The 26,285-nt window shown below is 62.9% G+C and carries 23 protein-coding genes; 8 read left to right on the forward strand and 15 right to left on the reverse strand.

Annotation, left to right across the window (positions count from 1 at the left end):
* Positions 1-66: 66 nt before the first annotated feature.
* From nuoB to K7R21_RS10405, 6 genes are read right to left on the reverse strand one after another with little or no spacing between them, the layout of a single operon-like run.
* Positions 67-825 (reverse strand): NADH-quinone oxidoreductase subunit NuoB, encoded by a 759-nt coding sequence (nuoB, locus tag K7R21_RS10380; protein WP_224983179.1) that lies wholly within the window; start codon positions 823-825, stop codon positions 67-69.
* 21 nt (positions 826-846) lie between these two features.
* Positions 847-2,358 carry a hydrogenase large subunit gene (locus K7R21_RS10385; RefSeq protein WP_224983180.1) on the reverse strand — a complete coding sequence of 504 codons (1,512 nt, stop codon included), beginning with the start codon at positions 2,356-2,358 and terminating at the stop codon, positions 847-849.
* Complete coding sequence (locus tag K7R21_RS10390) at positions 2,355-3,788, reverse strand: proton-conducting transporter transmembrane domain-containing protein (protein ID WP_224983181.1); 1,434 nt, start codon at positions 3,786-3,788, stop codon at positions 2,355-2,357. Before K7R21_RS10390 ends, K7R21_RS10385 begins: the two co-directional genes overlap by 4 nt.
* Before the next feature lie 4 nt (positions 3,789-3,792).
* Complete coding sequence (locus K7R21_RS10395) at positions 3,793-4,434, reverse strand: hydrogenase (RefSeq protein WP_224983182.1); 642 nt, start codon at positions 4,432-4,434, stop codon at positions 3,793-3,795.
* Between the two features lie 4 nt (positions 4,435-4,438).
* Entirely contained in the window at positions 4,439-5,347 is a 909-nt protein-coding gene (locus tag K7R21_RS10400) for a respiratory chain complex I subunit 1 family protein (RefSeq protein WP_224983183.1), read from the reverse strand.
* Positions 5,348-5,366: 19 nt separating this feature from the next.
* The gene (locus K7R21_RS10405) at positions 5,367-7,343 is read right to left on the reverse strand and encodes a proton-conducting transporter transmembrane domain-containing protein (protein ID WP_224983184.1); all 1,977 of its coding nucleotides are present in this window, start codon (positions 7,341-7,343) and stop codon (positions 5,367-5,369) included.
* A 399-nt stretch (positions 7,344-7,742) separates the two neighbouring features.
* On the opposite strand from K7R21_RS10405, the gene K7R21_RS10410 reads away from it, so the two are divergent.
* The 3 genes from K7R21_RS10410 to nrfD are packed head-to-tail and all read left to right on the forward strand — an operon-like array spanning position 7,743 to position 10,248.
* On the forward strand, positions 7,743-8,219 hold the full coding sequence (locus K7R21_RS10410) for a cytochrome C (protein WP_224983185.1): 477 nt from the start codon (positions 7,743-7,745) through the stop codon (positions 8,217-8,219).
* Positions 8,216-8,998 (forward strand): 4Fe-4S dicluster domain-containing protein, encoded by a 783-nt coding sequence (locus K7R21_RS10415; RefSeq protein ID WP_224983186.1) that lies wholly within the window; start codon positions 8,216-8,218, stop codon positions 8,996-8,998. The genes K7R21_RS10410 and K7R21_RS10415 overlap by 4 nt, the downstream gene beginning before the upstream one ends.
* A 2-nt stretch (positions 8,999-9,000) precedes the next feature.
* Positions 9,001-10,248 (forward strand): NrfD/PsrC family molybdoenzyme membrane anchor subunit, encoded by a 1,248-nt coding sequence (gene nrfD / locus K7R21_RS10420; protein WP_224983187.1) that lies wholly within the window; start codon positions 9,001-9,003, stop codon positions 10,246-10,248.
* Between the two features lie 118 nt (positions 10,249-10,366).
* Here nrfD and K7R21_RS10425 read toward each other — a convergent pair whose 3' ends face one another.
* From K7R21_RS10425 to rnc, 6 genes are all read right to left on the reverse strand, one after another.
* Positions 10,367-12,370, reverse strand: coding sequence for a proton-conducting transporter transmembrane domain-containing protein (locus K7R21_RS10425; protein ID WP_224983188.1), 2,004 nt, complete (start codon positions 12,368-12,370; stop codon positions 10,367-10,369).
* Positions 12,371-12,372: 2 nt separating this feature from the next.
* Entirely contained in the window at positions 12,373-13,050 is a 678-nt protein-coding gene (locus K7R21_RS10430; RefSeq protein WP_224983189.1) for a PTS sugar transporter subunit IIA, read from the reverse strand.
* Positions 13,051-13,522: 472 nt separating this feature from the next.
* Positions 13,523-15,049 carry a cytochrome c3 family protein gene (locus K7R21_RS10435; RefSeq protein ID WP_224983190.1) on the reverse strand — a complete coding sequence of 509 codons (1,527 nt, stop codon included), beginning with the start codon at positions 15,047-15,049 and terminating at the stop codon, positions 13,523-13,525.
* A 270-nt stretch (positions 15,050-15,319) separates the two neighbouring features.
* Positions 15,320-16,216, reverse strand: a complete 897-nt coding sequence (gene era, locus K7R21_RS10440; protein WP_224983191.1) for a GTPase Era — start codon at positions 16,214-16,216, stop codon at positions 15,320-15,322.
* 159 nt (positions 16,217-16,375) lie between these two features.
* A complete protein-coding gene (locus K7R21_RS10445; protein WP_224983192.1) occupies positions 16,376-17,410 on the reverse strand; it encodes an elongator complex protein 3 in 1,035 nt (344 codons plus the stop codon).
* Entirely contained in the window at positions 17,407-18,105 is a 699-nt protein-coding gene (rnc, locus tag K7R21_RS10450) for a ribonuclease III (protein ID WP_224983193.1), read from the reverse strand. Before rnc ends, K7R21_RS10445 begins: the two co-directional genes overlap by 4 nt.
* Positions 18,106-18,351: 246 nt before the next feature.
* Between rnc and tmk the strand changes: the two genes are divergently transcribed.
* The 4 genes from tmk (at position 18,352) to metG (ending at position 22,507) form a co-directional block, all read left to right on the forward strand.
* Positions 18,352-18,999: a dTMP kinase gene (gene tmk / locus K7R21_RS10455; protein ID WP_224983194.1), complete on the forward strand. Its 648-nt coding sequence runs from the start codon at positions 18,352-18,354 to the stop codon at positions 18,997-18,999.
* Positions 19,000-19,962: a DNA polymerase III subunit delta' gene (holB, locus tag K7R21_RS10460; protein WP_224983195.1), complete on the forward strand. Its 963-nt coding sequence runs from the start codon at positions 19,000-19,002 to the stop codon at positions 19,960-19,962.
* A gap of 80 nt (positions 19,963-20,042) precedes the next feature.
* A complete protein-coding gene (locus tag K7R21_RS10465) occupies positions 20,043-20,981 on the forward strand; it encodes a PSP1 domain-containing protein (RefSeq protein ID WP_224983196.1) in 939 nt (312 codons plus the stop codon).
* Entirely contained in the window at positions 20,978-22,507 is a 1,530-nt protein-coding gene (gene metG, locus K7R21_RS10470; RefSeq protein WP_224983197.1) for a methionine--tRNA ligase, read from the forward strand. Before K7R21_RS10465 ends, metG begins: the two co-directional genes overlap by 4 nt.
* 178 nt (positions 22,508-22,685) lie before the next feature.
* Here the strand turns inward: metG and K7R21_RS10475 are convergent, their stop codons facing one another.
* Positions 22,686-23,276 carry a YdcF family protein gene (locus tag K7R21_RS10475; RefSeq protein ID WP_224983198.1) on the reverse strand — a complete coding sequence of 197 codons (591 nt, stop codon included), beginning with the start codon at positions 23,274-23,276 and terminating at the stop codon, positions 22,686-22,688.
* A 105-nt stretch (positions 23,277-23,381) separates the two neighbouring features.
* Here K7R21_RS10475 and rpmB point away from each other — a divergent pair, with 105 nt between their 5' ends.
* A complete protein-coding gene (rpmB, locus tag K7R21_RS10480) occupies positions 23,382-23,573 on the forward strand; it encodes a 50S ribosomal protein L28 (RefSeq protein WP_012531640.1) in 192 nt (63 codons plus the stop codon).
* A gap of 73 nt (positions 23,574-23,646) precedes the next feature.
* Here rpmB and K7R21_RS10485 read toward each other — a convergent pair whose 3' ends face one another.
* Together K7R21_RS10485 and K7R21_RS10490 are read right to left on the reverse strand one after the other, a co-directional pair.
* Positions 23,647-24,027, reverse strand: coding sequence for a RidA family protein (locus tag K7R21_RS10485; protein ID WP_224983199.1), 381 nt, complete (start codon positions 24,025-24,027; stop codon positions 23,647-23,649).
* 27 nt (positions 24,028-24,054) lie between these two features.
* The gene (locus K7R21_RS10490) at positions 24,055-26,205 is read right to left on the reverse strand and encodes a RelA/SpoT family protein (protein ID WP_224983200.1); all 2,151 of its coding nucleotides are present in this window, start codon (positions 26,203-26,205) and stop codon (positions 24,055-24,057) included.
* Between the last annotated feature and the right edge of the window lie 80 nt (positions 26,206-26,285).

Consider the following 26,285-nt stretch of genomic DNA (forward strand, 5'->3'; position numbering starts at 1 on the left):
AAAGCGGCAACTTCCTGAATAACCGAAACTTCGCAGGAGTGCAAGCCTTTTCGGAGGCAAGCCCGTTCAGCCCATGCGGTCCAGAAGGCGCAGCAGTCCGTCGAGGATGGTCACCGGGTGGGGCGGACACCCCGGGATGTAGAGGTCGACCGGCAGCAGGCGGTCGACCCCGTCGTGGGCCGCGGGTGAGCCGATGAAGGGGCCGCCGTTGATGGCGCAGGCGCCACAGGCGACGACGAGCTTGGGTGCGGGGATGGCCTGGTAGGTCTGCAGCAACGCCTCGCGCATGTTCTCGGTGACGGGGCCGGTGACCCACAGGGCGTCGGCGTGGCGCGGGCTGGCGACGAACTGCAGTCCGAAGCGCCCGATGTCCCAGCCGATGGTGGAGAGGACGTTGCTGTCGGCCTCGCAGGCGTTACAGCCGCCGGCGACCACGGAGCGGAACTTGAGCGAACGGCCGAACAGGGCCAGCATCTTCTCGTCGAGCGCCTGGGCCAGCCTGCGCTCCTCCCCTTCCCGCACCACCAGGTCCTCGCGCCGGTTAACGGCCAGGCGGGCATCGTTGCCGTAGGAGATGGCGCCCTTGGGGCAGGCGTCGGCGCATTCTGCGCAGAACAGGCACTTGCCCAGGTCGACCGAGAGCCCCTTGCCGCACCCCACCGCCCCGACTGGGCAGGCGTCGGCGCAGAGACTGCAGTCCGGGGGGCAGAGGGAGCTTTTCAGCTCCGGGTAGCCGCGGAAGCGCTCCGGCAGCGGCAGCGGCTCTTTCGGGTACGCCATGGTGCGGTGCCCCTGCTTGATGCGGGCGAGGATGGCCTTGATCATGATGCGACTCCTGTCGATCCCCTACAGGTCGAACCCGCAGTAGGAAAGGTTGAAGCTCTTGTTGCACAGCGGGAAGTCGGAGATCTGCCCACCGCGCAGCGCCAACGCGAGCCCGGTCCAGTTGTGGAAGGAGGGGTCGGTCACCTTGTAGCGCTGGAAATTCCCCTTGGCATCGGTGAGTGCCACGTGGCAGATCTCGCCGCGCCACCCTTCAGTGAGCGCGATTGCGAGCTGGTCCCCCGCCACCTCGCGCACCGGGTTGGCCAAGGCCGCTCCGGGCAACTGGGAGAGTTGCTCCTCGATGAAGTCGAGGGACTTCTCGATCTCCAGCCAGCGCACCAGGGTCCGCGCGTAGACGTCGCCGCTCCTGGCGGTCTCCACCGGGATCTGGCTCATGCTGTAGATGCCGAAGGGATGGTCGCGGCGGATGTCCCGGTTCAGGCCGCTGGCACGAGCGGCAGGTCCCACCAGCCCCAGCTCGATCGCAGTCTGCTCGCTCACCACGCCGGTCCCCTCGAGCCGTGCCATTACCGACGGCGTATCCCAGAGGAGATCGATCGCGTTGTGCACCTCGTCACGGGCCACCTTGATCCGGTCGGCAAGCTGGCGCGCCCCCTCGCCGTCGAGGTCGAAACGCACGCCTCCCGGGAGCACCAGGTCGCGGCCGAAGCGGCTGCCGCAGATCCCCGCGGTCATGTTAAGGAAATCACCGCGGATCCTACCGCAGAACGAGGCGGTGGGAAGGTAGCCCACATCGCCGGCGATGGCACCCAGGTCGCCGGTGTGGTTGGCGAGCCGCTCGAGTTCCAGGGCGATGCCGCGCACTACCTGGGCCCGGGCCGGCACCCGCGTCCCGGTGAGCGCCTCGAGTATCATGGCGTAGGCGGTGCCGTGACCGATGGTGGTGTCCCCTGCCACGGTCTCCATCAGCTTGCGCTTGCGCTCGCCCGGGCGCCCCAGCATCATCCGCTCGACGCCCCGGTGCTGGTAGCCAAGCGAGATCTCCAGGTGCATCACCTCCTCGCCGAAGCACTGGAAGCGGAAATGGCCGGGTTCGATGATACCGGCATGGACCGGGCCGACGGCCACCTCGTGCACCTCCTCACCCTCCACGCGGTAGAAGTCCATGACGCCGATGGTGGGGGGTGCCTCGGGAATCTCGCCGGGGAGAGAGCCAAGCGCCGGGGCGAAGCGGACCGGCTTGGGCCAGGGGTGCCCCTCCAGGTCCAGGAAGAACTGCTCGGCGATCTCGCGTTCGAAGAGGTGCAACTGCGGCGCGTCAGCGACCAGCGAGTAGAAGCTTTTGCCGGTGACCAGGGTGCTCATGACGCCTATGGAGGCGTGGCTCTTGAAGGAAAGGAGGCAGAACAGGCAAACGCCGTCCTCCTCCTGCATGCCGAAGTAGGAGACCACACGCCAGCCGCCGGCAAGGGCGGAGAGCAGGGCTTGGGCGAAGCGTTCGGGCGCGTGGCGCGGAATCTCGCGGCGCGGCAGCACGCCGCCGTTCTGGGTGAAGACCATGGCCGGGCTCATGCCTCACCTCCCAAAAGCCGCGCTGCGTCGCGCAAGAGGTCCTGCAGCGGCGTCGGGATCCACAGCCCCAGCACCAGGACGAGCCCCATCAGGACCAAGGGGGGCAACACCGTGGGGACCGCATCCCGGTAGCGGGTCCGCTCCAGGTCCGGCGGCACCTCGCCCAGGACCACAGGGAGCACGGTGGAGGCCATGCCGATGAAGATCAGCGCCAGGAAGAGGAGGAATAGCCCGCCGGTCCAGTGGTTCCCCTGCCCGAAGGCGGAAGAGACAATCAGGAACTCGCTGACGAAGGGGGCGAAAGGGGGCGACCCGGTGATGGCAAGGAAGGCAGCGAGAAAGAGCGCCGCCGACCAGGGTGTACGACGGAGGGCTCCGCGCACAAACTGGGTGCTCTTGGAGTTGAAGGCGCGGTGGATGTTACCGCAGGCGAGAAAGAGCACCCCCTTGGTGAGGGAGTTGTTGATCATGTGCAAAAGCCCGGCGAAGAGTGCCCCCTTCCCCAGCCCCAACGCCACCGCAATGATGCCGACGTGCTCGACGCTTGAGTAGGCAAGCATGCGCTTGAAGTCGCTCTGGCGCGCCATGAAGACGGCGGCGAAGGCCATGGAGACGAGCCCCATGGTGAGGAGCACCTGCTGGAAGAGCGCCCCTTCTGTCGAGGCGGCCGCTACCTGGTACACACGCAACAGCGCCAGCAGGGCGCAGTTGACCAGCCCCCCGGCCAAGAGGGCGCCGACCAGGCCGGGCGCCTCACCGTAGGCGTCGGGCTTCCAGGTGTGCAGAGGGGCGAGCCCCATCTTTGAGCCGAAGCCGACCAGCAGGAAGATGAAAGCGGCATGGCGCCACCCCGGGTGCAGCGCCGCCGCGTCCCGGATCAGGGCCGGGAGGAGGAGGCTCACCTCCTGCTTGGCAACGATGGTGGAGTAGGCCAGGAAGAACAACCCCAAGAGGGCGATGGCGATACCGACCGAGCAGATCAGGAGGTACTTCCAGGTGGCCTCGATGGAGCGGGCGTTGTGGTTGAAGTAGATGAGCGGCGCCATGGTCAGGGTGGTGGCCTCCAGTGCGATCCACAAAAGCCCCAGGTGCTGCGAGATGACCACCAGCGAGGTCGCGGAAAGGCAGACCAGCAGCGAGGCGCACAGGATCCGATTGGGGCGCTTGAGGCGATAGCTCAGGTAGCCGACCGCGTAGAGGGAGCAGATCGTGAACAGCACGCTGTTGGCCATGAGCACGAGCTTGCCCAAGGAATCGAGCCAGATCCATCCCGCCGGGGACGGTGGCGGGGTGTGCACGAGGAGCCCGGCGCTCACGGCGAGGTGCGCCAGCGAGAAAACGGGGAGCACCCAGACGCGCCGGCGGTTGTCCGGGACAAGCCAGGAGAGCGCGGCGCCGAGAAGCGGAAGCAGGACCAGGGCCCACAACATGTCGCTATTCCTCCCTCAGCGCGGAGAGTCTCGAGGTGTCGATGCTCGAGAATTCGCGGCTGATGTGGTTGATGACGATCCCCATGACGAAGATACCGACCAGGAGGTCGAGGAGCGCCCCGGCCTCCACCATGACCGGCATGGCGTCGGCCAGAAGAAGGCCGAACAGGAAGATGCCGTTTTCCATGAGCAGGTAGCCCAGAACCTGCGAGATCGCCTTGCGTCTCCCCATGAGCACCAGAAAGCCGCTCATGAGGGTAGCGGCGGCCGCCGGCACGATCAGGAGCCCCTCGTGCTCCGGGGCGAGCGGGAGTTTGGCCGCGAAGATGAAGGCGAGCGAGGTGAAGAGCGCCCCCAGAACCAGCGACGGGATGTAGCCGATGAACGGAGAGAACTCGCGCTCGATCTCCGCCTTCTTGATGGCGCGGATGATCAGGACCGGGATCAGCCCCCCCTTGACCAGGATGATGCTCACCACGATGAAGCTGACGTGCCAGGAGAAGGGGTGCACCAGCGCCGGGAGCGTGCCGAGCAGCACCCCCTGCACCGCCACACAACGCACCGAGAAGGCGAGCCGGCTGGTGCCCAGGACGGCGAAATTGATCAAGAGACAGAGAACCAGCAGCTGGTCGGCCAGGGAATTCATATGGTCACCTCACAACCAGAACCAGGGAGAATGCGGTCAGGATCAAGGCCGCGACCAGGAGCTGCGGCACGCGGATCAGCCTCAGGCGCGCCATCACCGACTCCACCACCCCGATGGCGACGGCGAGGAGCAGCATCCCCCCCGCGAACACCACCCAATCCACGTAGGCGTTACCCGAGGCGAAAGGAAGCGCGATGTTCACGAAGAGCGCGCCCAGGAGGTAGAGCTTCAACGCGGCGCCGTAGAGGACGCAGCAGAAATAGGGACCACTGTGGTCCAGCACCATCACCTCGTGGATCATGGTGAGCTCGAGGTGGGTGTTGGGGTCGTCGAAGGGGATGCGGCAGTTCTCCGCCAAAAGCACGACGAACAGGCCGGCCAGCAGCAGGATCAGCGAGGCGCCGGTACCCATCCACACCGGGAGCGTCACGTGGTGCAACATCGGGGTGAGGCTCATGGCCCCGGAGAGCCTGGTCAGGGTGATCAGGGCGAAGAAGAGCGTCGGCTCGGCCAGGCAGGAGAAGCTCACCTCGCGGGCCGCCCCCATCCCCTCGAAACTGGAGGCGGTGTCGAGCGCCGCCGTCGTGGTGAAGAAGCGACCCAGGGCGAAGAGGTAGGCGAACAGGATCATGTCCCCTTCGAAGGAGATGGGCGCCGGGTGTTTGCCGAGCGGCACCAGGAGCGCCGCGAACAGGGTGGCCGCCAGCGTCACCACCGGCCCGGCCCGGAAGATCCAGGTGGTGCTGTCGGAGAGGACGATCCCCTTTTTCATGAGCCGTCCCATGTCGTAGTAGGGCTGCAGGAAAGGAGCACCCACCCGCCCGGCGAAGGCCGCCTTGGTCTTGCCGATCACCCCCAGCAACAGCGGCGGCATGGCCAGCACCAGTACCACGTGGAAGATTGTGTCGATCATGTCCAACTCCTGTGCCCCTCTAATGCACCCACAACAAAAGCAGCATCAGCGTCACGAAGATATAGAGAATATAGATCTGCACCTCGCCGTGCTGCAGTCTCCGCACGAAGGCGCAGCCGACGCCGAGCACGTTCAGCACCGGCAGCACCACCCGGTGCAGCAGGGTCTCCTCGGGATGGTAACTCAACCGCACGGTAGCCGGGGTGAGGCCGGTCACGGCCCCCATGGTGATTCGGGTGCGGATCAACGACCCCGAAAGAGAGGAAAAGAAGGCGCCGAAGGAGCTGCCGGTGTACTGGATACGCGGCGACGGCCGGAGATAGCCACAGCCCCAGGTGGAGGCGGCAGCGGTGCACCCACGGGTCTTCGCCTTCAGGAACAGGAACAGGGCCGTGGCGAGGCAGATGACTGAGCCTCCCGCCAGCGCGAACCAGACCGGCGCAATCGGGAGCACCGCGGCGTGGGCCAGGTCGGGGGCCAGCCCCCGGATGGCCGGCCGCACCAGCGCCAGGAAGAGCTGCGGGAAAAGGCCGCCGGTAAGGGCGAGGCAGGCGAGCAGGGCGATAGGGGCGAGCATGGTGCCGCTCGCCTCGTGGGCACCGGCAGCCTCGGCTGTTCGAGGCTCCCCCAAAAAGGCGATGCCGTAGAGTTTCACGAAGGAGATCACCGCGACGCCCCCGACCAGGGCCAGCACCGGCGCGCCAAGGGCCAGGAAAGGTTGCCCGGCGCGGGCCTCGCCGAAGAACCCGAGGTAGAGGAGCATCTCGCTGGCGAAGCCGTTGAAGGGGGGGAGGCCGCAGATGGCGATGGCGCCGCACAGGGTGAAGAAGGCGGTGTAGGGGAGCCGGCGCGCCAGCCCGCCCATCCGGTCAAGGTCGCGGGTGCCGGCGGCGTGCATGACACTGCCGGCGCAGAAAAAGAGCAGCGGCTTGAAGATGGCGTGGTTCAGCACGTGGAACAGGGCACCGGCAAGCCCCAGGAAAGCGAGCCGCTCGTTGCCAGTCCCCTGCCCGACGAGGAACATGCCGATACCGGCGCAGATGATGCCCAGGTTTTCGATGCTGCTGTAGGCCAAAAGCCGCTTGATGTCCTTCTGAGCCGAGGCGACGCAGATCCCCATCACGGCGGAGCTGAGTCCAGCGCCGATGAGCACCCCGCCCCACCAGAGCGGGCGCTCCGGGAAGAACGAGACCACGCGCAGGATGCCGTACACCCCGATCTTCAACATGACGCCGGAGAGAAGCGCCGAGACGTGGCTCGGCGCGTTGGCGTGGGCAGACGGGAGCCACAAGTGCAGCGGCATGAGCCCTGCTTTGGAGCCAAACCCCGCCAAAGCAAGCCAGAAGAGCGTGCCGGCCAAGCCCGCCCCCACCGCGAGCGAACCGGCAGCGGGAAAGCCGAAGCCGCCGGTGATCATGAACAGCGAGGCGAACAGGAACAGGAGTGCCGCCCCACCCAGGTGGCTCGCCACCAAGTACACCGTCCCCGCGCCGCGCACCTCACCCTCGCGATGCTCCGCCACCAGCAGGAAGTAGCCGGAAAGCGCCATGATTTCCCACGCCATCACGAACAGGGCGCCGTTACGCGACACCACCACCAGCGCCATGGCGCACGCCAGCAGACCGTAGAAAAAGGTGACACTTCGTTGGGAGCTGTGCGAGGCGGCGGGCCAGTAACCGAGGGCGTAGAGGGAGCCGGCGGGGAACACCAGGAAGATGGGGATCAGAAAGAATAGAGAGAGAGGGTCGAGGGCGACTTCGCAGGGGCCGAAAGGGAGGTTCCAGTTCAGAAGGAAGCTTGCTTCTCCTCCCCCGAGCAACAGGTAGAGAAGAGACGGTAGCGCGAGAAGTGAGCTGGCTAGCGCGGCTACCGAGGCCAGCCGTTGTCCGAGTGTCCCGTCTCGCAACACGAGACCGGGAAGCCCTGAACAGCCGGCTAGAGCTATTGCGCAAAGGACCAGGAAAGCCGGGTCCCGCATCATGTCAAAAAACAACATAACCCACCCTTTCGAACCAGGAACGGATCGTCATCTGCCCATCGAGTTTCAACCTCCAGCGCAACCGGGGATGCCGGCGACGCAGAAGGGGAGCAAAGCTGCCACAGCTGCCGCTTTTCCATTCAACTGTAACGACAGCGTGTCGATACTGTTTACAGGGGGCGACAGGGACCTCACCATACTCCCTGAAAATGGATTTGTCAAAAAAAGATTTTTAATGTTCTACAGGAGGATATAAAACAACAATACCGGCGAAGTGCCTTGTTTTCAAGCGGGTTGCCGCTATCATTAAACACTAGCTCCGCTTTTTGTTCGAACATTGTTATACAAAGCGAGACAGCGCGACGTTTTTCCCCACGCTGTCGAGAAATGATACATCTGGGTGAAAGGAGGGAGTCCGTGAAGAGTCATGTTTGGCGCCCGCTTTATGTGGTGCTGGTGGTGATCGCCCTGGTGCTGGTTGTCCGCAAGGTCCTGGTCCCGGCGGACTTCGGGATCGGCGCCAGGGGGTACATGTACGGCTGGCACCGCGCCGGCAACGAGCAGCAGTGGAAAGATGTGAAGGTGAAGTACAAGACCGCGGCCTTTTGCAAGGATTGCCATCCCGACAAGTACGATGAGATGAAGGAGTCGCCACATCGCAACATCAACTGCGAGAACTGTCACGGCCCCGCCCTCAATCACCCGGACGATCCCAAGTCGCTGACCATCGACCGCAGCCGCGAACTCTGCGCCCGCTGTCACACCCGTCTCCCCTACCCCAACAGCGGCCGCGGCATCATGAAGGGGATCGATCCCAAGACCCACAACGTCGGCCTGGACTGCGTCACCTGCCACTGGCCGCACGATCCCAGGAAGGAGGGGCACAAGAAATGATTTCGAGACGATCCTTCTGCAAGAAATCTCTCCTCATCGCGGGGGGACTGGCGATCCCGCTCTCGTGCCTGGAACTGTTTGATCCCAAGCGGCTGCTGGCCGAGAAGGACCAGAAGGGGCCGCGCTGGGTCTTCCTGGTCGATACCCGCAAATGCGTGGGGTGCGGCTTCTGCGTCAAGGGGTGCAAGGTCGAGAACGAGGTCCCCTACGACGCCAACGTGACCCGCACCTGGGTGGAGCGCTACGTCGTGACCAACGACGGCAAGACGCACATCGACTCGCCTAAGGGGGCGCGTGACGGCTTCCCCAACAAAGGGATCGACATCGGCCACGGCAAGCTGGAGGAAATCAAGGACGACGACATCGATAAGGCCTTCTTCGTGCCCAAACTCTGTAACCAGTGCGACAACCCGCCCTGCGTCCAGGTTTGCCCCGTGGGCGCCACCTACCAGACGGCGGACGGCGTGGTGCTGGTCGACCGGAGCTGGTGCATCGGCTGCGGCTACTGCATCATGGGATGCCCCTACGGGGTGCGTTTCTTCCATCCGGTGTTCCACGTTGCCGAGAAGTGCAACTTCTGCTACCACCGCATCACCAAGGGGATGCAGACCGCCTGCGTCGACAGCTGCGCCTTCGGGGCGCGCCGCGTGGGGAACCTCAGGGACCCCGAAGACCCGGTAACCAAGGTCATCATGACCGAGCGCGTCAACGTACTCAAGGAAGAGTACGGCACCAAGCCGCAGGTCTTCTACCTCGGCCTTTCCAAGGAGGTGAAATAGCCATGGTGCACGGAGAAGCCTGGACCATAAAAGAGTTTTTCACCTACCCCAACGAGTACATCTACTGGACCATCCAGATCGTCATGTACCCCTTCATGACCGGCCTGGTCGCCGGCGCTTTCGTGCTCTCCTCGCTGTACCACGTCTTCGGCGTGAAGCAGTTGAAGGGGATCGCGCGTTTCTCGCTGGTGTTTTCCTTCGCGCTGCTGCCGGTCGCCATGCTGCCGCTTCTGATGCACCTGCAGCAGCCGCTGCGCGGCATCGAGGTGATGATGACGCCGCACTTCACTTCGGCCATCGCCGCCTTCGGCATCGTATTCAGCACCTACGGCATGATCGTCGCCTCGGAACTCTGGTTCGTGTTCCGCAAGCACTTCGTGGAGACCGCGCTGGCGCTGAAGAGAGTCGAGGGGCGCACGGCGCTGCAGCAAGGGCAGTATGTCCTGTTTAGCGTGCTGACGCTCGGAGCCTGGGATGTCTCGCACGAGGCGCTCGAGGCCGACGAGCGCGCGGTCAAGAAGCTCGCCGCCGCCGGCATCCCGGTCGCCTGCTTCCTGCACGGCTACGCCGGCTTCATCTTCGGCTCAGTCAAGGCGAACGCGCTCTGGATGACCCCGCTCATGCCGGTCATCTTCATCTGTTCCGCGGTCGTCTCCGGCATCGCCCTCTGCATCCTGACCTACATCCTCACCATGGAGATCAGGAAGCAGCTGGCACGGCGGCACCGGCTCGCCCACCCCGAGCTCCCCTCGATGGAGGAGCTGAAGAGTGCGGAAGCCCATGTGGTCGCGATGACCTCGCGCTACCTGCTCATGTTCATGGTGGCGGCCATCACGCTGGAGCTTTTGGACCTGATCTTCAGGGGATACACGGCGGTGAAATCGTGGGACATCCTCAGGAGCGTCATCTACGAGCGGGATTTCGTGAACATCTTCGTGATTCAGTACGGACTGGGCAACCTCGTCCCCTTCGTGTTGTTCATGATCCCGGGACTGACCATCCGCCGGGCTGCGGTGGGGACCATGCTGGTACTGGTGGGTGTCTTCATGATGCGCTGGAACGTCGTCATCGGCGGGCAGGCCTTCTCGTCTTCATTCTCGGGATTCATGCACTACGTCCTGCCGATATGGCCGGACAGCATGGAGACACTAAAGGAAGGATTTTTCGGCGCCATGATCGTGGCGGTGGTTCCCTTCTGCATCTTCTACGTGCTGAACAAGGTAATGCCGGTCTTTAAGGAGACGCACTAAAAGGCAAAGAACGTTCAACGTTCTAGTTTCCAGGTTTTAAGCTTTAGGTTCTAAAGGCAAAACAAAGGCGGGCGAATAACTAATTCGCCCGCCTTGTTGTTAACAAGAGGAAAAACCGCTACCCGCTGGTGATGGCGAGCAGTAGCACCAAGGTCACGAAGGTGTAGAAGATGTAGATGTTCAGCTTGCCATGCTGCAGGCGGCGCACTGGCTGGGCCTTCTCGAACAGGTACTCGAGAAAAGGAAGATACCCCTTCTCAAGCACTGTCTCCGGAACGTGACTCTCGTGACTCGCGTGCCCCGGGAAAAGCTCCTTAACCTCTTCGCGATGCAGCACGGGACGGAGCACCAGCGCGAACCACCCTACCAGGATGGCCCCGAAAGAGGAGGCCGTGTACTGCATCCGCGGCGTCGGTCTGAGGTAGCCGCACCCCCAGGTCGGCGCGACAGGGACCGATAAACGGGCGGCACGCCTGGCGAAGAAGATCCACATAACCACCAGCAGCAGGATCATGGCTACCCCGAGGATCGATATCCAAACGAAGGGAACGTGGTTCGCGATCCCTTGCTGCAACTCGAGCGCACGGCCGTACTCGTGCAGGGCGCCGTTCAGGACCGGGACCACCAGCCCCGGCGCCAGCCCGATCAGGGCACAGCACGCGGCGATTACCCCCATTGGGGCCAGCATGCCGATACCCGCCTCATGCCCCCCCTCGTGTTCCGGCGAGCGCGGCGCCCCCAGGAACACCACCCCGTACACCTTGACGAAGCAGGCCACCGCCAGCCCTCCCACCAGTGCCAGCACCGGCGCCGCCAGCGCCGGCAGCGACGGCCCCAGGCCGACGGCAGCACCGATGGAGTTGAAGGCTCCCAGGTAGATCATCAGTTCGCTGACGAAGCCGTTCAAAGGGGGAAGGCCGCAGATGGCGACGGCGCCGACCAGGAAAAGAAGGGCGGTCTTGGGCAACCGGCGCGCCACGCCCCCCATTAGGTCGATCTCCCTGGTACCGGTGGCATGGATCACGGAACCGGCGGAAAGAAATAGCAGTGCCTTGAACAGAGCATGATTCACGACATGCAGGAGCGCCCCCGCCATCCCGAGCGCAACCAGCGCCTCCCACCCCTGGTTGGCGCCGATCAGCGCCATGCCGAGACCGATCAGGATGATGCCGATGTTCTCGATGCTGTGGTAGGCCAGAAGCCGCTTCAGGTCGTGCTGCCCGATGGCGTAGGCGACCCCGAGCACGGCGGAGATGCATCCCAGCACCAGTACCACGGCGCCCCACCACAGCGGCGGATCGTTGAAAGCGGAGAAGACGCGCATCATCCCGTAGATCCCGGTTTTCAGCACCACGCCGGAGAGAATCGCGGAGACGTGGCTGGGGGCGTTGGCGTGGGCCGAGGGGAGCCAGATGTGCAGCGGCATCACGCCCGCTTTCATCCCAAAACCGAATAGGGCGGTGAGAAAAATGGCCGTGGCCATGGGGCCTGCGGCAGAGAGGGAGCCGGGAGCGGGAAACAGGTAGGCGCCGGTGGCGGCGTTGAGGAGCGAGAAAGTGGCGAAGAGCGCCAGGGCCCCGAGGTGGGCGGTGATCAGGTAGAGCACCCCGGCCTCGCGCACCTCCTGCTTTTCGTCCTCGGTGGTAAGGGCGAAGTAGGCGGCTAGGGCCATCACTTCCCACCCCATCAAGAAGAGCATGGTGCTTCTGGCCACCAGCACCACGGTGAGGGCCGCGGACAGTAGTCCCAGGAAGAACGCAAGCTTACCGCCGTGTTCCGGGTGCTGCGCCACCGGCCAATAGCCGGCGCCGTAGACGGCGCAGCAGCCGGTGACGATGAAAATGGGGAGAAGAAAGAGTGCGGACAGTGCATCGACGCCTATCTCGAGCCCACCGAAAGGGAGCCCTGAGGGAAGGAGCCAGGTTCCGGGGACGGGGAAGAAGACCGCACCGAGGGCACCGGCACAACCGGCCAGCGATGCCATGACCATGAGGGCGACGCCGGCGCGCTGGGCGAGGCTCGATCCTTTGGCCAGCAACAGCGGCAGCCCGGAGGCAGCCTGGCAGCAAACGGCGAGCAACAACAGTCCAAGAGAAGTCGCAGGCTCGCCGGAGAAGGTCATGATCAGCTCCTCTTGCCGCGCTCGCAGCGCCGGGCGGCATCCATGATGGCCGCGGGATCACAGGCGTTATTGAGGATGCCCCGAAATCCCTGGTCGTGCAGGGCGTAGGCGAGTCGGGACAGGAGGTGCAGGTGCACCTTTACGGTTGGGCTGGTGATCAGGAACAGGATGCGCACCGGGATGCCGTCCAGCGCACCGAAGTCGATGGGGTGTTCCAAGAAACAGAGCGAGACCGCGGGCTTCGGCTTGGTCTGCAGCAGGATCGGGTTGCGGACGTGGGGAATGGCGATGCCGTCGCCTACCGCAGTGGTGCCCAAGGCCTCGCGGGCGAGGAGCACCTGGAGCAGGAACTCGGGATCAACCTGTGACGGAAGTTCCAGCAGGTTCACCACGTTGCGCAGCACGGAGAGCTTGTCGTCGCCGGGGACGCCGCAGTGAATGCCGCCGGCCTCCAGGGCCTGGGCCAGGGAAGGGAGATCTATGTCCGCCTGTACCGCCTCGAACAGTTCCGGGGGCACCTTGATGCCGTGCTCGGTCGCCCATTCCAGCAGGTCGATCCTGTTGATCTGGTAGGTGCCATGCACCAGCGTGGCGGGGAGCTTTTCCTTTTTGATCCACTTGACGACCGTGCTCTCGTCCTGGTGCAGCAGCGCGGCCACTTCTGAAGCCTTCATCAACATCGACTGTTACCCCCATTGCAGAACACGGAAAGGTATAGCACCGTTAAGATGAAGATGCAACGCCGTTAATGTCGGAAAAGCGAATGGTACCGCTCGTTTGGCGGCACGTTAGACAACAAAGAAGGTTCTACAGCAAATCCCGTGGGCGTCGGAAAATCTAGCAACCAGCACTACAGCTTACGTCACGTCCTCCCCTGTGCGAAAGGGGAGACAGAGGGGATTTGCCGTATGGTTAACGAGGTCCCCCTTCGGTTGTCAGCTGAACTGCAAGTCCCCCAGTCCCCCCTTCGAGCGAAGTGGGGAACGCCTGGGCAGAGGCATCGCTAGTGAGCAACATCCCCATCAGTTCCCACGAATTACCGGTAGTTCCTGGCAATTCCCGGCAACTCCTCACGGCAACTCACACTGGCTCAATCCCCCCGCTGAAACAAAAAAGCCCCCGGAGTATTCCGGGGGCTTTTTGTTGTCGCTGTTACTTCTTGGCGTGCTTCTCGCCGCCGGGGACGTCCTGGCCGCCTGCCGAGTGGCAGTCGCTGCAGTTCGCCTTGAAGAGCTCGTCACCGATATCGACCGGATGGACGAACTGTTTCACCGGTGCGCTGGTCACCGGGATGTTCTCCTGCTTCTGCCCCAGCACGGTGTGGCACATGTTGCAGTCCTTGGAGATCACCTTGCCCGCCGCGGTCTTATGCTTGCCGTCGTGGCAGCGGAAGCACCCCGGGGTGTAGAAGTGCCCGATGTGGTTCGGGTAGGTGTTCCAGGAGACCTTCATGGCCGGGAAGAAGTTCCTGTTGTAGATGTCCTGCACCACGGTCACGGCGTGGGCAAGCTCCTTCGCCTTGGCCTTGGCGACCTGCGGGTAATTCTTGTTGTAGTACTCAGGGAGTTCCTTGGCGATGGTCGCTTTGGCCTCTTCCTTGTTCTTGTAGGGCCTGGTCAGGATCTCCACCGCAGTCTTCTTCAGGTACGGCAGTCCCTGGTCGATACGCTTGGCCGCGAAGGCCTCGTCCATCTCGACACCCGGGGAACGGTAGACGTGAGCCGGACGGTTGTGGCAATCGAGGCAGTCCATGACGCGTTTCTGGGCCTTGGCGACGTCAGCCTTGGAGAGCGGCTTCTCGGTGTCCATGTACTCGGTGACAGTGCCGTCCTTCTCCTTGACCGCGATGTACGGGATGCTCATGCGCTGACGGTCCAGCGCGATGTAGGAAACTTCCTGGCCGATGTGCCAGTGGATGCCCTTGTGGTGCTCGCTCTTCGGGGTCCCGCCGATGTTGATCAGCATGTTGATCTCACGCGGCGTGTTCTCCTCGTTGGGAGCGTAGTGGTAGAACACCTTCTGGCGCCCGGCGTAGAATTTCTCCGGCCAGTGGCAGTGCTCGCAGGTGTCGCGCGCCGGACGCAAGTTGTCGATCGGCGTTTCAATGGTTTCCGGATAGGTGTGGGTCGCGACGGCATAGAGCTGCCTCATGCCGGAGATCTTGGCCTTGACGTACCAAGCGGCGCCAGGGCCGACGTGGCACTCGACGCATTTCACCTTGGCGTGCGGCGAGTTGGCCCAGGCGACGTGCTCGGGCTCCATGACCTGGTGGCAGAGCTCGCCGCAGAAGGTGGTCGACTCGGTGAACTCGTACCCTTTCAGGGAGGCTACAGAGACGATGAGTACGAAGCCGATGCTGGCGACAACGAAGAAGAGGAACAGATGGCGCTTATGCGCGTCGTTGAAGTCCACCCGCGGGAACGGCGGGATTTCCACGTCGGGATGCCTGCGCCTCTTTTCCCTGACGATGTAGGCGCCCAGCGGGACCAGAATGAGGCCCACGATGAGCATGCCCGGGAAGAGGAAGTAGGTCATCAGACCGAGGTACGGCTTCTCGACGCCGGTGATCCCCTCGTAAGAGAGGAAGCCGATGATCAGGCCCGTCGCGGTGACGGCCAGGATCATGCCGACCAGACTGACCAGGTTCCAGGCGTAGCCGGCATACTTTCTTAATGCCATAGTGTCGTCTCCTTGCGTGTTTACGTATGGTTCCAGGAAAATAGGGCAGAACCTTACTATCCGATATGACTTATGTCAAAAAAAACTATGTTAATGTATACGCGATATTTTAAAACAGCTATCTACAAAAAACCCGCAGAAATCACGTGAGAAACGAGACCACCACTCAGAGACACAGATGAAAAATAAAAAACAATGTTATAGTATCAAACAATCTAATACAATGCAAGCAACTACTCATGAGGAGGCCGACGCGGTGTCCCGACGTGGCTACGAGTCGTAGCCGAACTCCTTGAGCATGCGGCTGTTGTCGCTCCACTCGCCGCTCACCCGTACGAACAGTTCCAGGAACACCTTGGTGTCCAAGAGCCGCTCGATCTCCTGGCGCGCCTGGGAACCGATCTTCTTGAGCATGTCCCCCTTGCGCCCGATGATGATCCCTTTCTGGGAGTCGCGCTCGACGTTGATGGTGGCCTGAATCGCCACCACGCCGGTCTCCCGCTCCTTAAAGCTGTCCACCACCACCGCCGTCGAATAGGGGACCTCGTCGCGGGTCAGCCGGAAGATCTTCTCGCGGATGATCTCTGCCACGATAAAACGCTCCGGCACGTCGGTCAGGATGTCGTCCGGGAAGTAGCAGGGCCCTTCGGGCAACAGCCCGTGCACCAGCTGCACCAGCTGCTCGACTCCGTCGCCGGAAGCGGCCGACACCGGGATAATCTCCTTGAAGGGGTAGGTTTCCCCATAGGCGGCCATGCGCCCCAACAGATCCCCCTTGGGAATGAGGTCGATCTTGTTCAGCACCAGGATCACCGGGGACTCGACGCCCGAGAGGACCTCCTTGATCATGCCCGCTTCTTTCTCGGGATCGAAAGCGCCGTCAACCAGGAACAGGATCAGGTCCACCCCCTGCACCGAGGAGAGCGCCTCCTCGACCATGAACTTGTTCAAGCGGGTTTTGGCCCGGTGGATACCCGGGGTGTCCAGGAAGACGATCTGCCCCCCCGGCACGTTGTGGATCCCCTTGATCTGGTTGCGAGTGGTCTGCGGCTTGTCCGAGGTGATCATCAGCTTCTCACCCAGGATACGGTTCAACAGCGTGGATTTACCTACGTTCGGCCGTCCCACGATGGAGACGAAACCCGAACGGAATATCTTTTCAGACATCTTCTTAATGCCCTCCTGGCTCTTGTTGCGGTAATCGAAGCTCTACAACATACGGGAATTGGTACGGCAAGGAAAGCGTTCTTTGCGTCCGCACCGGTGTAAGGCGCACCGACACAGTATACCTCGAACCGGCGTTCTGCCTAGTGGCGGGGATACGACTCAGAACAGGCGGGCGTGCCGGCTGAGCCCGTCCCACTGCAGGGAAATGACATCGGGGGAGAGTTTGGCGTCCTCGCGAACCGTCGCCGCGACGCCGTAGCGGGTTGCCAACCGCTGCAGGTTGGCCCTTTTCTGCCCCACCAGGTCGGACACGCGGCCCGCCGGGGCGCCGAAGGTGACCGTGCTTCCGGCCGGGACATCCGCGAGCAGCTCGCACATGCGGTCGAAGCAGAGTTCGGACTCGACCAACTGTCCGAAAGCGGGATGGTAGGGGCCCGCCAGCACCACGCCGGGGGAGTCGAGCTCGGAAGTGGGCTGCAGTCCGAAGCGGATCACCGGGATCCCCGCCTGCCCGGCTGCCGCCAGCATCTCCTTGCACAGGGTCACGGCCTCGGCGAGGGATAGGGGCTGGTAGCTTCCCGCGCGGTAGCGCAGCGCCAGTTCGGTCCCGTCGATGACCAGGGTGGGATAGATGCGCAGAAAGGCGGGCGCCAGGTCGAGGGCGCGTCGCAGCGTGTCCAGCGAGCGTTGCGGAGTGTCACCGGGAAGGCCCGGCATGAGCTGGATGCCAACCTCGATGCCGGCCTCCTTGAGGCTTGCAACCGACAGCTCCACCTCGCTTGCGCCGTGGCCGCGTCCCGACAGCATGAGCACCTCGGGGTCAAGCGACTGCACACCCAGTTCTACCGTGGTCACGCCACACTGTTTGAGGAAGCGCGCTGTGTCCGGGTCGATGGCGTCGGGGCGGGTGGAGAGCCGCACGGACTGCAGGATGCCGGCGTGCAAAAGGGGTTGCAAGGGAAAGAGCAAGCTCTCCTGGTCCCGGCGCGGCAGCGCGGTGAAGGTGCCGCCGTAAAAGGCGACTTCCAGTTGCCGTGCCGGTGCCCCCAGGTGGTACTCCTCGATACGCCCCAGCATTTGCCGGGCGGTGGGCAGTGCCCCTGCCGCGCCGGCGACGCGCTCTTGGTCGCAGAAGACGCAGCGGTGCGGGCACCCCTGGTGGGAGATGAAAAAGGGGACCAGCAGCGGTCTCAACGCTCCCCCTTGAGGAGCAGCGTCGCGGCGCGAGCGGCATCCTGTTCAGCTTCCTTCTTGGTTCTGCCCACCCCCTCCCCCATCAATTCCTCGCCCAGGTACACCTCGACGGTGAAGCGGCGGTCGTGGTCGGGACCGGTGGCGTCTTTCAACTGGTAGCGCGGCAGCTCCCGGCGCAGGTTTCTTGCCTGCTCCTGCAGTTCGGTCTTAGCGTCCCGCCCCGAGAGCAGCTCCGGAGCGTCGAGTAAGGGCTCGAACAGGTCGTGCACCAAGCGCCGCGCCGCCTCAATGCCGCCGTCCAGGTAGAGCGCGGCGAGCAGGGCCTCCAAAGCGTCGGCCAAAAGCGAACGCTTGTTGCGCCCCCCACCCTTTTCCTCGCCGCGGCCAAGGCGCAACGACGCCCCCAGCTCCAGCTCCGCCGCGATGCGCCCCAGGCTCACCTCGTCCACCAGTGCCGCCCGCATCTTGGTCAACTCCCCCTCGCGACTTTCCGGGAAGCGCCGCAGCAAGAGATCGGAGAGCAGGAAATCGAGCACCGCGTCCCCAAAAAACTCCAGGCGCTGGTTGTCCTTGCCGCCCGCCTCGTTGACGTAGGTGCGATGAGTAAGCGCCTCCTGCAGCAACTCGGGATTGCTGAACCGGTACTTGATGCGCGCCTCGAGCCCCGCCAGGGTATCGTCCTGCTTTTGGTTCATGATAAGTGCCCGTACCTGTCCTTAATTTGAGGCAAATATAGACAAAGGGTGACGGCATGGCAATAGGGTTCTCCACGGCAGTTGCGCCGCAACGGCAGCGGCCGTACCTGACGGGGTCCCGTAAACCGGCACCAGTGGCGGCCAGGCCTTGCGCCACAGGCCTTCGCGGGGGCATTTAAATCTTGCATAATAATCACCCCTCCCATATAATTCAGTGATTTTATAGGGGATCATGAGACCATAGCCATGGGCTTTTTCATTACATTTGAAGGCGTTGAGGGGTGCGGCAAAACCACCCAGATGAGGCTCCTGAAGGAGCGTCTGGAGGCAGCCGGAGAGAAGGTGGTCGCCACCCGCGAACCGGGGGGATGTCCCATCGCGGACCAGATGCGCGCGATCCTGCTTGACGCGAAGAACAGTGCCATCACACCGCTTGCCGAACTGCTGCTCTATGCGGCGGCACGCGCCCAGCACGTCCAGGAGGTGATCGTCCCGGCGTTGGAGCGGGGCGAAACGGTGCTCTGCGACCGGTTTACCGACGCCACCGTTGCCTACCAGGGGCACGGCAGGGAGCTCGACCTCGACGTGATCCGCCAGTTGAACGCACTTGCCACCGGCGGTGTCCAACCCGACCTCACCGTGCTCATCGACTGCCCGGTCCAGGTCGGCCTCTCCCGCGCCCTGTCCCGCATCGAGGCCACCACCGGCGCACGCGAGGAACGATTCGAACTGGAGTCGATACGTTTCCACGAGCGGGTGCGCGAGGGGTACCTCTCGCTGGCGCAGGCCTTCCCCGAGCGTTTCGTGGTGGTGGATGGTTCCGGCGACGTGGCCCGCACCGAGGTGCTGGTAACGGCCGCCCTCAAGGACCGGCTGCCGCAGGGTGCACGCTAGATGCCCTTCACCGACGTCATCGGACAGGATCGGGCTATCTCCGTACTGAAGCGGTCCATCGCGCTGGAGCGGGTGGCGCATGCCTATCTGTTCTCCGGCATCGAGGGATGCGGCAAGAAAAAGACCGCGCTGGCCATGATACAGGCGGTATTCTGCGGCAAGGAAGACGCCTGCGGTGTCTGCCCCTCCTGCCGTAAGGTGGCCAGCGGCCAGCACCCGGACCTGCACATCCTGGAGCCCGACGGCGCCTTCATCAAGATCGACCAGGTCAGGGAACTGCAGAAGGAGCTGTCCTATCGCCCCTTCGAGGCGCCCAAGAAAGCGTGCATCATCGACGGCGCGGAGAAGCTGAACCTCGCCTCGGGCAACGCGCTGCTGAAGACCCTGGAAGAGCCTCCGGGGAACGCGCTCATGATCCTGATCACCGCCGAGCGCTCCGCGGTGCTGCAGACCATCCTCTCCCGTTGCCAGACGCTGGACTTCCAGCCGCTGCCGGCGGACACGATCGAGGAGCGGCTGGTGCGGGACCAGTTCCCGGCGGAAACGGCACGGGTGGCAGCTTCCCTTTCCGGCGGCAGCCTGAGCCGCGCGCTCGATATCGCCGGCGACGGCGTCATCGAGGGGAGAGTCAGCTTCCTGGAGCGGGTTTTCGCGCTGAACCTGAAGGATATCAACACCCTGTTCGCTACGGCGGAGGAACTTGCCGCGGACAAGGAAGGGCTGCCGGGATTCCTGGAGCTGCTCCTCTCCTTTCTCCGGGACGTGCTCATCTACCGTTCCACGCCGGACGCCCTGGCTAACTCGGACCTCGCGCACCTGGTGGCCCGGGAGGCGGAGCGCTGCACCGAGGCGGTCAGCATCGAACTAATCGAGCAACTGGTGACCCTGCGCCGGATGCTCGTTCGCAACGTGAACGCGAGGCTCGCGCTGGAGGTCTTCTTCATGCACCTCGCGCAGCGGTAAGACAGGCTTAACGCTTTTCAGCAGTACCGGCACACGAACCACAGGTTGACACAAGCCTGTTTTTCTCTTTGGAGGCATTTTTGGCAAAGATAGTAAGGATTCAATTCACCACCGCGGGCAAGCTCTACGACTTCAGCGCCGGCAAGGCTAACGTCAAGGCTGGGGATCGGGTCATCGTGGAGACCGAGCGTGGTAAAAGCATAGGACAGGTGGTCGCGGGTCCCATCGAAGTGGACGACGCGCTGGTCCCGGAGGGGACCAAGCCGGTGCAGCGCCTGGCGGAACTGGCCGATCTGGCAACACTGGCCGCCAACACAGCGAAGGAGAAGGAGGCGCACAAGTTCTGCCTGGCCCGGATCAAGGAGCGGGGCATGGACATGAAGCTCGTCAAGGTCGAGTACCTCTTCGACGGCTCCAAGGCCATTTTCTACTTCACCGCCGACGGCCGCGTTGACTTCCGCGAACTGGTCAAGGACCTGGCCCACGCCTTCCACACCCGCATCGAGATGCGCCAGATCGGCGTCCGCGACGAGTCCAAGATGGTCGGCGGCATCGGCATCTGCGGCCGCGAACTCTGCTGCTCTTCGTACCTCCGTGAGTTCGAGCCGGTTTCGGTGAAGATGGCCAAGGAGCAGAACTTGGCCCTCAACCCGAGCAAGATCTCGGGGCAGTGCGGCAGGCTGCTATGCTGCCTCTCCTACGAGTTCGACACCTACTGCTCGCTCAGAAAGGGACTTCCCAAGTGCGGCAAGCGGGTGCAGTGCGGCTGCCACGACGGCGAGGTGGTCAAGGTCAACGTACTGGAGCAGACGGTCACGCTGAAGACGGCCGACGATTCGCTGGTGACCCTGAAGGGGGAGGACATCGCCCCCGAGAACATCAGTGATCGCATCAAGAAACCGCCGCAGGGCAAAGGTGAACAGCAGGGGGGCGACAAGGGGAAATCCCAGGGCCCCGGCAAGCAACGCCGCAACAGGCCCGTCGACGTCAAGGAGAGAAAAAAGGAGAAACCACAATGAAACCGGCTTTTTACGTCACCACCCCCATCTACTACGTAAATGACGTCCCGCACATAGGGCACGCTTACACGACCCTGGCCGCGGACGTGCTGGCCCGCTACAAGCGGCTCAAGGGGTTCGACGTCTTCTTCCTGACCGGCACCGACGAGCACGGGCAGAAGGTCGAGAAAGCCGCCACCACCGCCGGCGAGACCCCGCTGGAGCTGGCGGACCGCGTCATGAAGCGCTTCCAGTCGCTCTGGGAGAAGCTGGAGATTTCCCACACCGACTTCATCCGCACCACCCAGGAGCGGCACAAGAAGGGCGTTTCCGTCCTATTCGAGCGGGTCATGGAGAAGGGCGACATCTACCTCGGCGAGTACGAGGACTGGTACTGCACCCCGTGCGAGACCTTCTGGACCGAGACCCAACTGATCGACTTCAAGTGCCCGGACTGCAACCGTCCCACCGAAAAGCTCAAGGAGGAGTCCTACTTCTTCAGGATGAGCAAGTACCAGGACCAGTTGCTGGCCCACATCGAGGCTAACCCGGACTTCATCCAGCCCAAGAGCCGCAGAAACGAGATCATCTCTTTCGTGAAAGAGGGCCTGCGTGACCTCTCCGTGTCCCGCACCACCTTCCAGTGGGGCATCCCGGTCCCGGGCAACGACAAGCACGTGGTCTACGTCTGGTTCGACGCCCTCACCAACTACATCACCGCGCTCGGCTACCCCGAAGAGGGGGGCAACTTCGACAAGTACTGGCCCTGCGACGTGCACCTGATCGGCAAGGACATCCTGCGCTTCCACACCGTCTACTGGCCCACCTTCCTGATGGCGGCCGGCCTCCCCATCCCGAAGAAGGTGTTCGCCCACGGCTGGTGGACCGTCGAGGGGCAGAAGATGAGCAAGAGCCTGCAGAACGTGGTCGAGCCGAACATGCTGATCGACAAGTACGGTGTGGACGCGGTGCGCTACTTCCTGCTGCGCGAGGTTCCTTTCGGTCTCGACGGCGACTTCTCGCACCAGGCGCTCATTCACCGCATCAACTCGGACCTGGCCAACGACTTGGGCAACCTCTTGAACCGCTCCACCGCGATGCTGGGCAAGTACTTCGGCGGCGTGCTGCAGACGCCGGGCGAGGAGACCGAGCTGGACAAGGCGTACCGGGAAAAGACAGTGGCCATGATCGAGCAGGTGGACAACTTCATCGAGGAGCTGGCCTTCAGCCGGGCGCTGCAGGCGATATGGGAAGTGATCTCCGCCGGCAACAAGTACATCGACGAGACCGCCCCGTGGACCCTGGCCAAGGATCCGGAGCAACGCGAGCGTCTCTCCACCGTCATGTACTACATGCTGGAGAGCCAGAGGGTGGTCTACACGCTGCTGTCCGCCTTCATGCCCAAGACCGCGCAGAAAGGCCTGTGCTGCCTGGGTTGGCCGGAAGAAGCCAGCGCCGAAGGGCTCGCTTGGGGCGGCCTGAAGCCCGGCACCGCCATCGCTAAGGCCGAGGCACTCTTCCCGAGGATCGAGGAAAAGGCGGAGTAAAACCGGACTCACGCAAAGCCGCAAAGGCGCAAAGAAAGACTGCAAAAACAAACAGGGATAAAGGAGATGCAGGGGAACAAAACCAATGCTTGGTTTTCATCCCTTTTATCCCTTTTATCCCTGTTATTGTTTCTAGCCTTGCTATGCTTCGCGCCTTGGCGGCTTTGTGTGAGGCGCCTCAGTTGTTGCCAGGGATCGGCCTCAACTCTCCCGGCGCGAACATGAAGAAGAAGCGCAGGATGCAGTACTTGTAGAACTCGGAGAACAGCAGCTTGAAGCTTCCCTGGTGGCTCCACCACTCTTCTTTCAAGTTGCTGGAGTCGACCGGGTGCGGGTAGATGGCCACGTCCTTGGGAAGCGCGTTCCGGAACAGGATGGTGGAGCGCTTCATGTGGTAACGCGAGGTGATCAGCTTGATGGAGGTCATCTTGTGCTTCATGATCAGGTCGCGCGCGTAGATGGCGTTCTCCAGGGTGTTGCGGGAATTCTGCTCAAGGTAGACGTTCCCCGCCCCGTCTCCCTGGTACAGTTCGCGCTTCTTCACGGACGGATCGACGCCGATCAGGAACAGCTTCTTTCCCTGCCCGGCCCGGTACAAGCGCACCCCCTCCTCCACCCGGCCGCGCCCGCCGGTCAACACCACGATGGCGTCACTCTTCACGTCGCGCGGCGTCAGGGAGAAGGTCTTGTAGACGAAGTCCACGAAAAGAACACTCAGAACGATCAGTATCAGCAACAACAGGGAGATCAGCCCCTTCAATAAAGCCATGATTTAGCACCTGAAAAAACAGCAACCCAGCCACTTTTCGCTTGCAACGGCTGTGTAATTCTGCTATTAGTAGCGACTTCAGTAATCACCGGAGGGTACAAAGAAATGTCCAGAATATGCGAGATTTGCGGTAAAGGCCCTAGCTTCGGGAACAACGTTAGCCACGCCAACAACAAGACCAGCAAAATTTGGCGCCCGAACCTGCAGAAGATCAAGGCCGTGAAAAACGGTACCGTCAGGAGCATCAAGGTCTGCACCCGCTGCATCCGCTCCGGTCACGTCACCAAGGCTCTCTAAGAAGATCTTCCGCACAGTCCCTAAAGCCGCGGCGCTCTGAGCGTCCGCGGCTTTATTTGTGTCTGCCCCTTCCCTAGCGGCAAAGAGCGGTGACCTCTATCTCCACCAGGACGCCGCGCGGCAACCCTTTCACCTCGACGGTGCTGCGGGCCGGCGGGTTCTCCTGGAAGTAGCCGCCGTAGATGCCGTTCACCGTCGCGAAATCCCCCATGCTAGCCAAGTAGATGGTGGTCTTGACCACGTCCTCGAAGCCCAGGCCCGCGGCCGTGAGCAGCGCGCCGATGTTCTTCATGACCTGCTCGGTTTCCGCCACGATGCCCCCCTGCACCACCTCACCGGTGGCGGGGTCGAGCGCAATGGCGCCGGAGAGGAAAAGGAACCCTCCCGCCTTGACTCCCTGGGAATAAGGACCGATGGCCTTCGGGGCCTGGTCGGTGCTGATGATTTCCTTCATGCCTTCCTCCTTGATGTCTTTTTCAAACTAGCTCTTCAGACGCTCCACCTTGATGACACCCTTCACCTTCATGATGGCAGCGAACACCTTCTTCAGGTGATCGAGGTCGGTCACGTCCACTTCGAACAGGTTCTCGCCCCGCTTGTCGAGCGTGCTCTGGATGGAGGCGCTGGAGATGTTGGCCTCGCAGTTGGTGATGGCGGTGGCGATGTTGGCCAGGATCCCCTTCTCGTCGTTGCACACGACGCGGATCTTGACCGGCAGCGCGCTCTTTTTCCCCTTGTTCCAGGCCACCTCAATGCGCCGCTCCGGCTCCAGGGCCATGGCGAACGGGCAGTCAGCGGTGTGCACGGTTACGCCGCGGCCGCGGGTGATGAAGCCGGTGATCTCGTCGCCGGGAAGGGGGTTGCAGCACTTGCCGAAACGCACCAGCACGTCCTCGACGCCGTTGATCTCGATGGCCGAGGACGATTTCCCCTTCAGGGCCCCGATCACCTTGCCGATGCGGGTTTCCTTCTGTTCCTTGGCCGCCTCTATCTTGTCAGCAGGCACCAGCTTGCCGACCACCTGGTTCGCGGAGAGCTTCCCGTACCCTACCGACGCCATCAGGTCGTCCTCGGTCTGGAAACCGAATTCCTGGGCCACCTTCTTCAGGTCGCCGCTCTTTTGCAGCTTGCTGAAATTTAGTGAGTAGCGGCGGAAATCCTTCTCGCAGATCTCGCGTCCGAGGGTGATGCTCCTCAGGCGCTCCTCGGTCTTCACCCAGGCCCGGATCTTGTTGCGCGCCCGCGAACTCTTGACGATCTTCAACCAGTCCTTGCTCGGGGTGTGGTGCGGCGAGGTGATGACCTCGACGATGTCGCCGGTTTTCAGCTCGTACTTTAAGGGCACCAGCTTGCCGTTCACCTTGGCGCCGACGCAGCGGTGACCGACATCGGTGTGCACCGAGTAGGCAAAGTCGATGGGGGTGGAGCCTTTCGGGAACCCCTTCACGTCCCCCTTCGGGGTGAAGATGAAGACGTCCTCCGGGAAGAGCTCGACCTTGACGGTGTCCATGAACTCCTTGGAGTCGTCCAGCTCCTGCTGCCACTCCAGGAGCTGGCGGATCCAGGTGAAGTGCCGGACCTCCTTCTCGTCGTACCCCTTCCCTTCCTTGTACTTCCAGTGCGCCGCGATGCCGCTCTCCGCAACCCGGTGCATCTCGACGGTGCGGATCTGCACCTCCATCCGCTCGCCGTAGGGACCGATCACCGTGGTGTGCAGCGACTGGTACATGTTCCCCTTGGGCATGGCGATGTAGTCTTTGAAGCGCCCGGGGATCGGCTTCCAGGTGGAATGGATGATGCCCAGCACCTCGTAGCACTCGCGGATGTCGTCGACAGAGACGCGGATCGCGATCAGGTCGTAGATCTCGTCGATGTCGACGTTGCGGCTCTGCATCTTCTTGTAGATGGAGTAGAGGTGCTTGGAGCGGCCGGAGACGTCACCCTTGATGCCGTGCTCCTCGAGCTGCTTCTTGATGATGTCCTTGACCGTTGCTACGTAGGACTCGCGCTCCTGCTTCTTCTTGGCGACCTTGCCGGCCAGGTCGTAGTAGAGCTGCGGCTCCAGGTAGCGGAAGGAGAGGTCCTCCAGTTCGCCTTTGACCCAGGAGATACCGAGCCGGTTGGCGATGGGGGCGTAGATGTCCAGCGTTTCCTTGGCGATGGTGCGCTGCTTGGGCTCGGGCTGGTACTGCAGGGTGCGCATGTTGTGCAGGCGGTCGGCGAGCTTGACCAGGATGACCCGGATGTCGTTGGCCATGGCGAGCAGCATCTTGCGGAAGTTCTCGGCCTGGCTCTCCTCCTTGGTCTTGAAATGGATCTTGCCGATCTTCGTCACGCCGTCGACCAGCTGTGCCACCTCGGCGCCGAAGAGCGACTCCAGCTCCTCGTGGGTGGTCAGGGTGTCCTCGACGGTGTCGTGCAGAAGGCCAGTCACCACGGCGGGAAGGTCCAGTTTCAGGTCCGCCAGGATCCCCGCCACCTCCATGGGGTGGATCAGGTAGGGCTCTCCCGAGAGCCGGGTCTGTCCCTGGTGCACCTTGGCGCAGAAGACGTAGGCCTTGCGCAACAGGTCCAGGTCCGCGCCCGGATTGTAGGAGGAGACCTTATCGAGTATGTCGTTGAGTCGTATCATCGCGTCCGTTTCATGCGGAAAAAGAAGGGGCTAACAGCACCGGGGCAGATGTCCCGTCAGCCGATAGCCCCAGCCGGTTT

The organism is Geomonas agri, from assembly GCF_020179605.1.
Taxonomy (GTDB): domain Bacteria; phylum Desulfobacterota; class Desulfuromonadia; order Geobacterales; family Geobacteraceae; genus Geomonas; species Geomonas agri.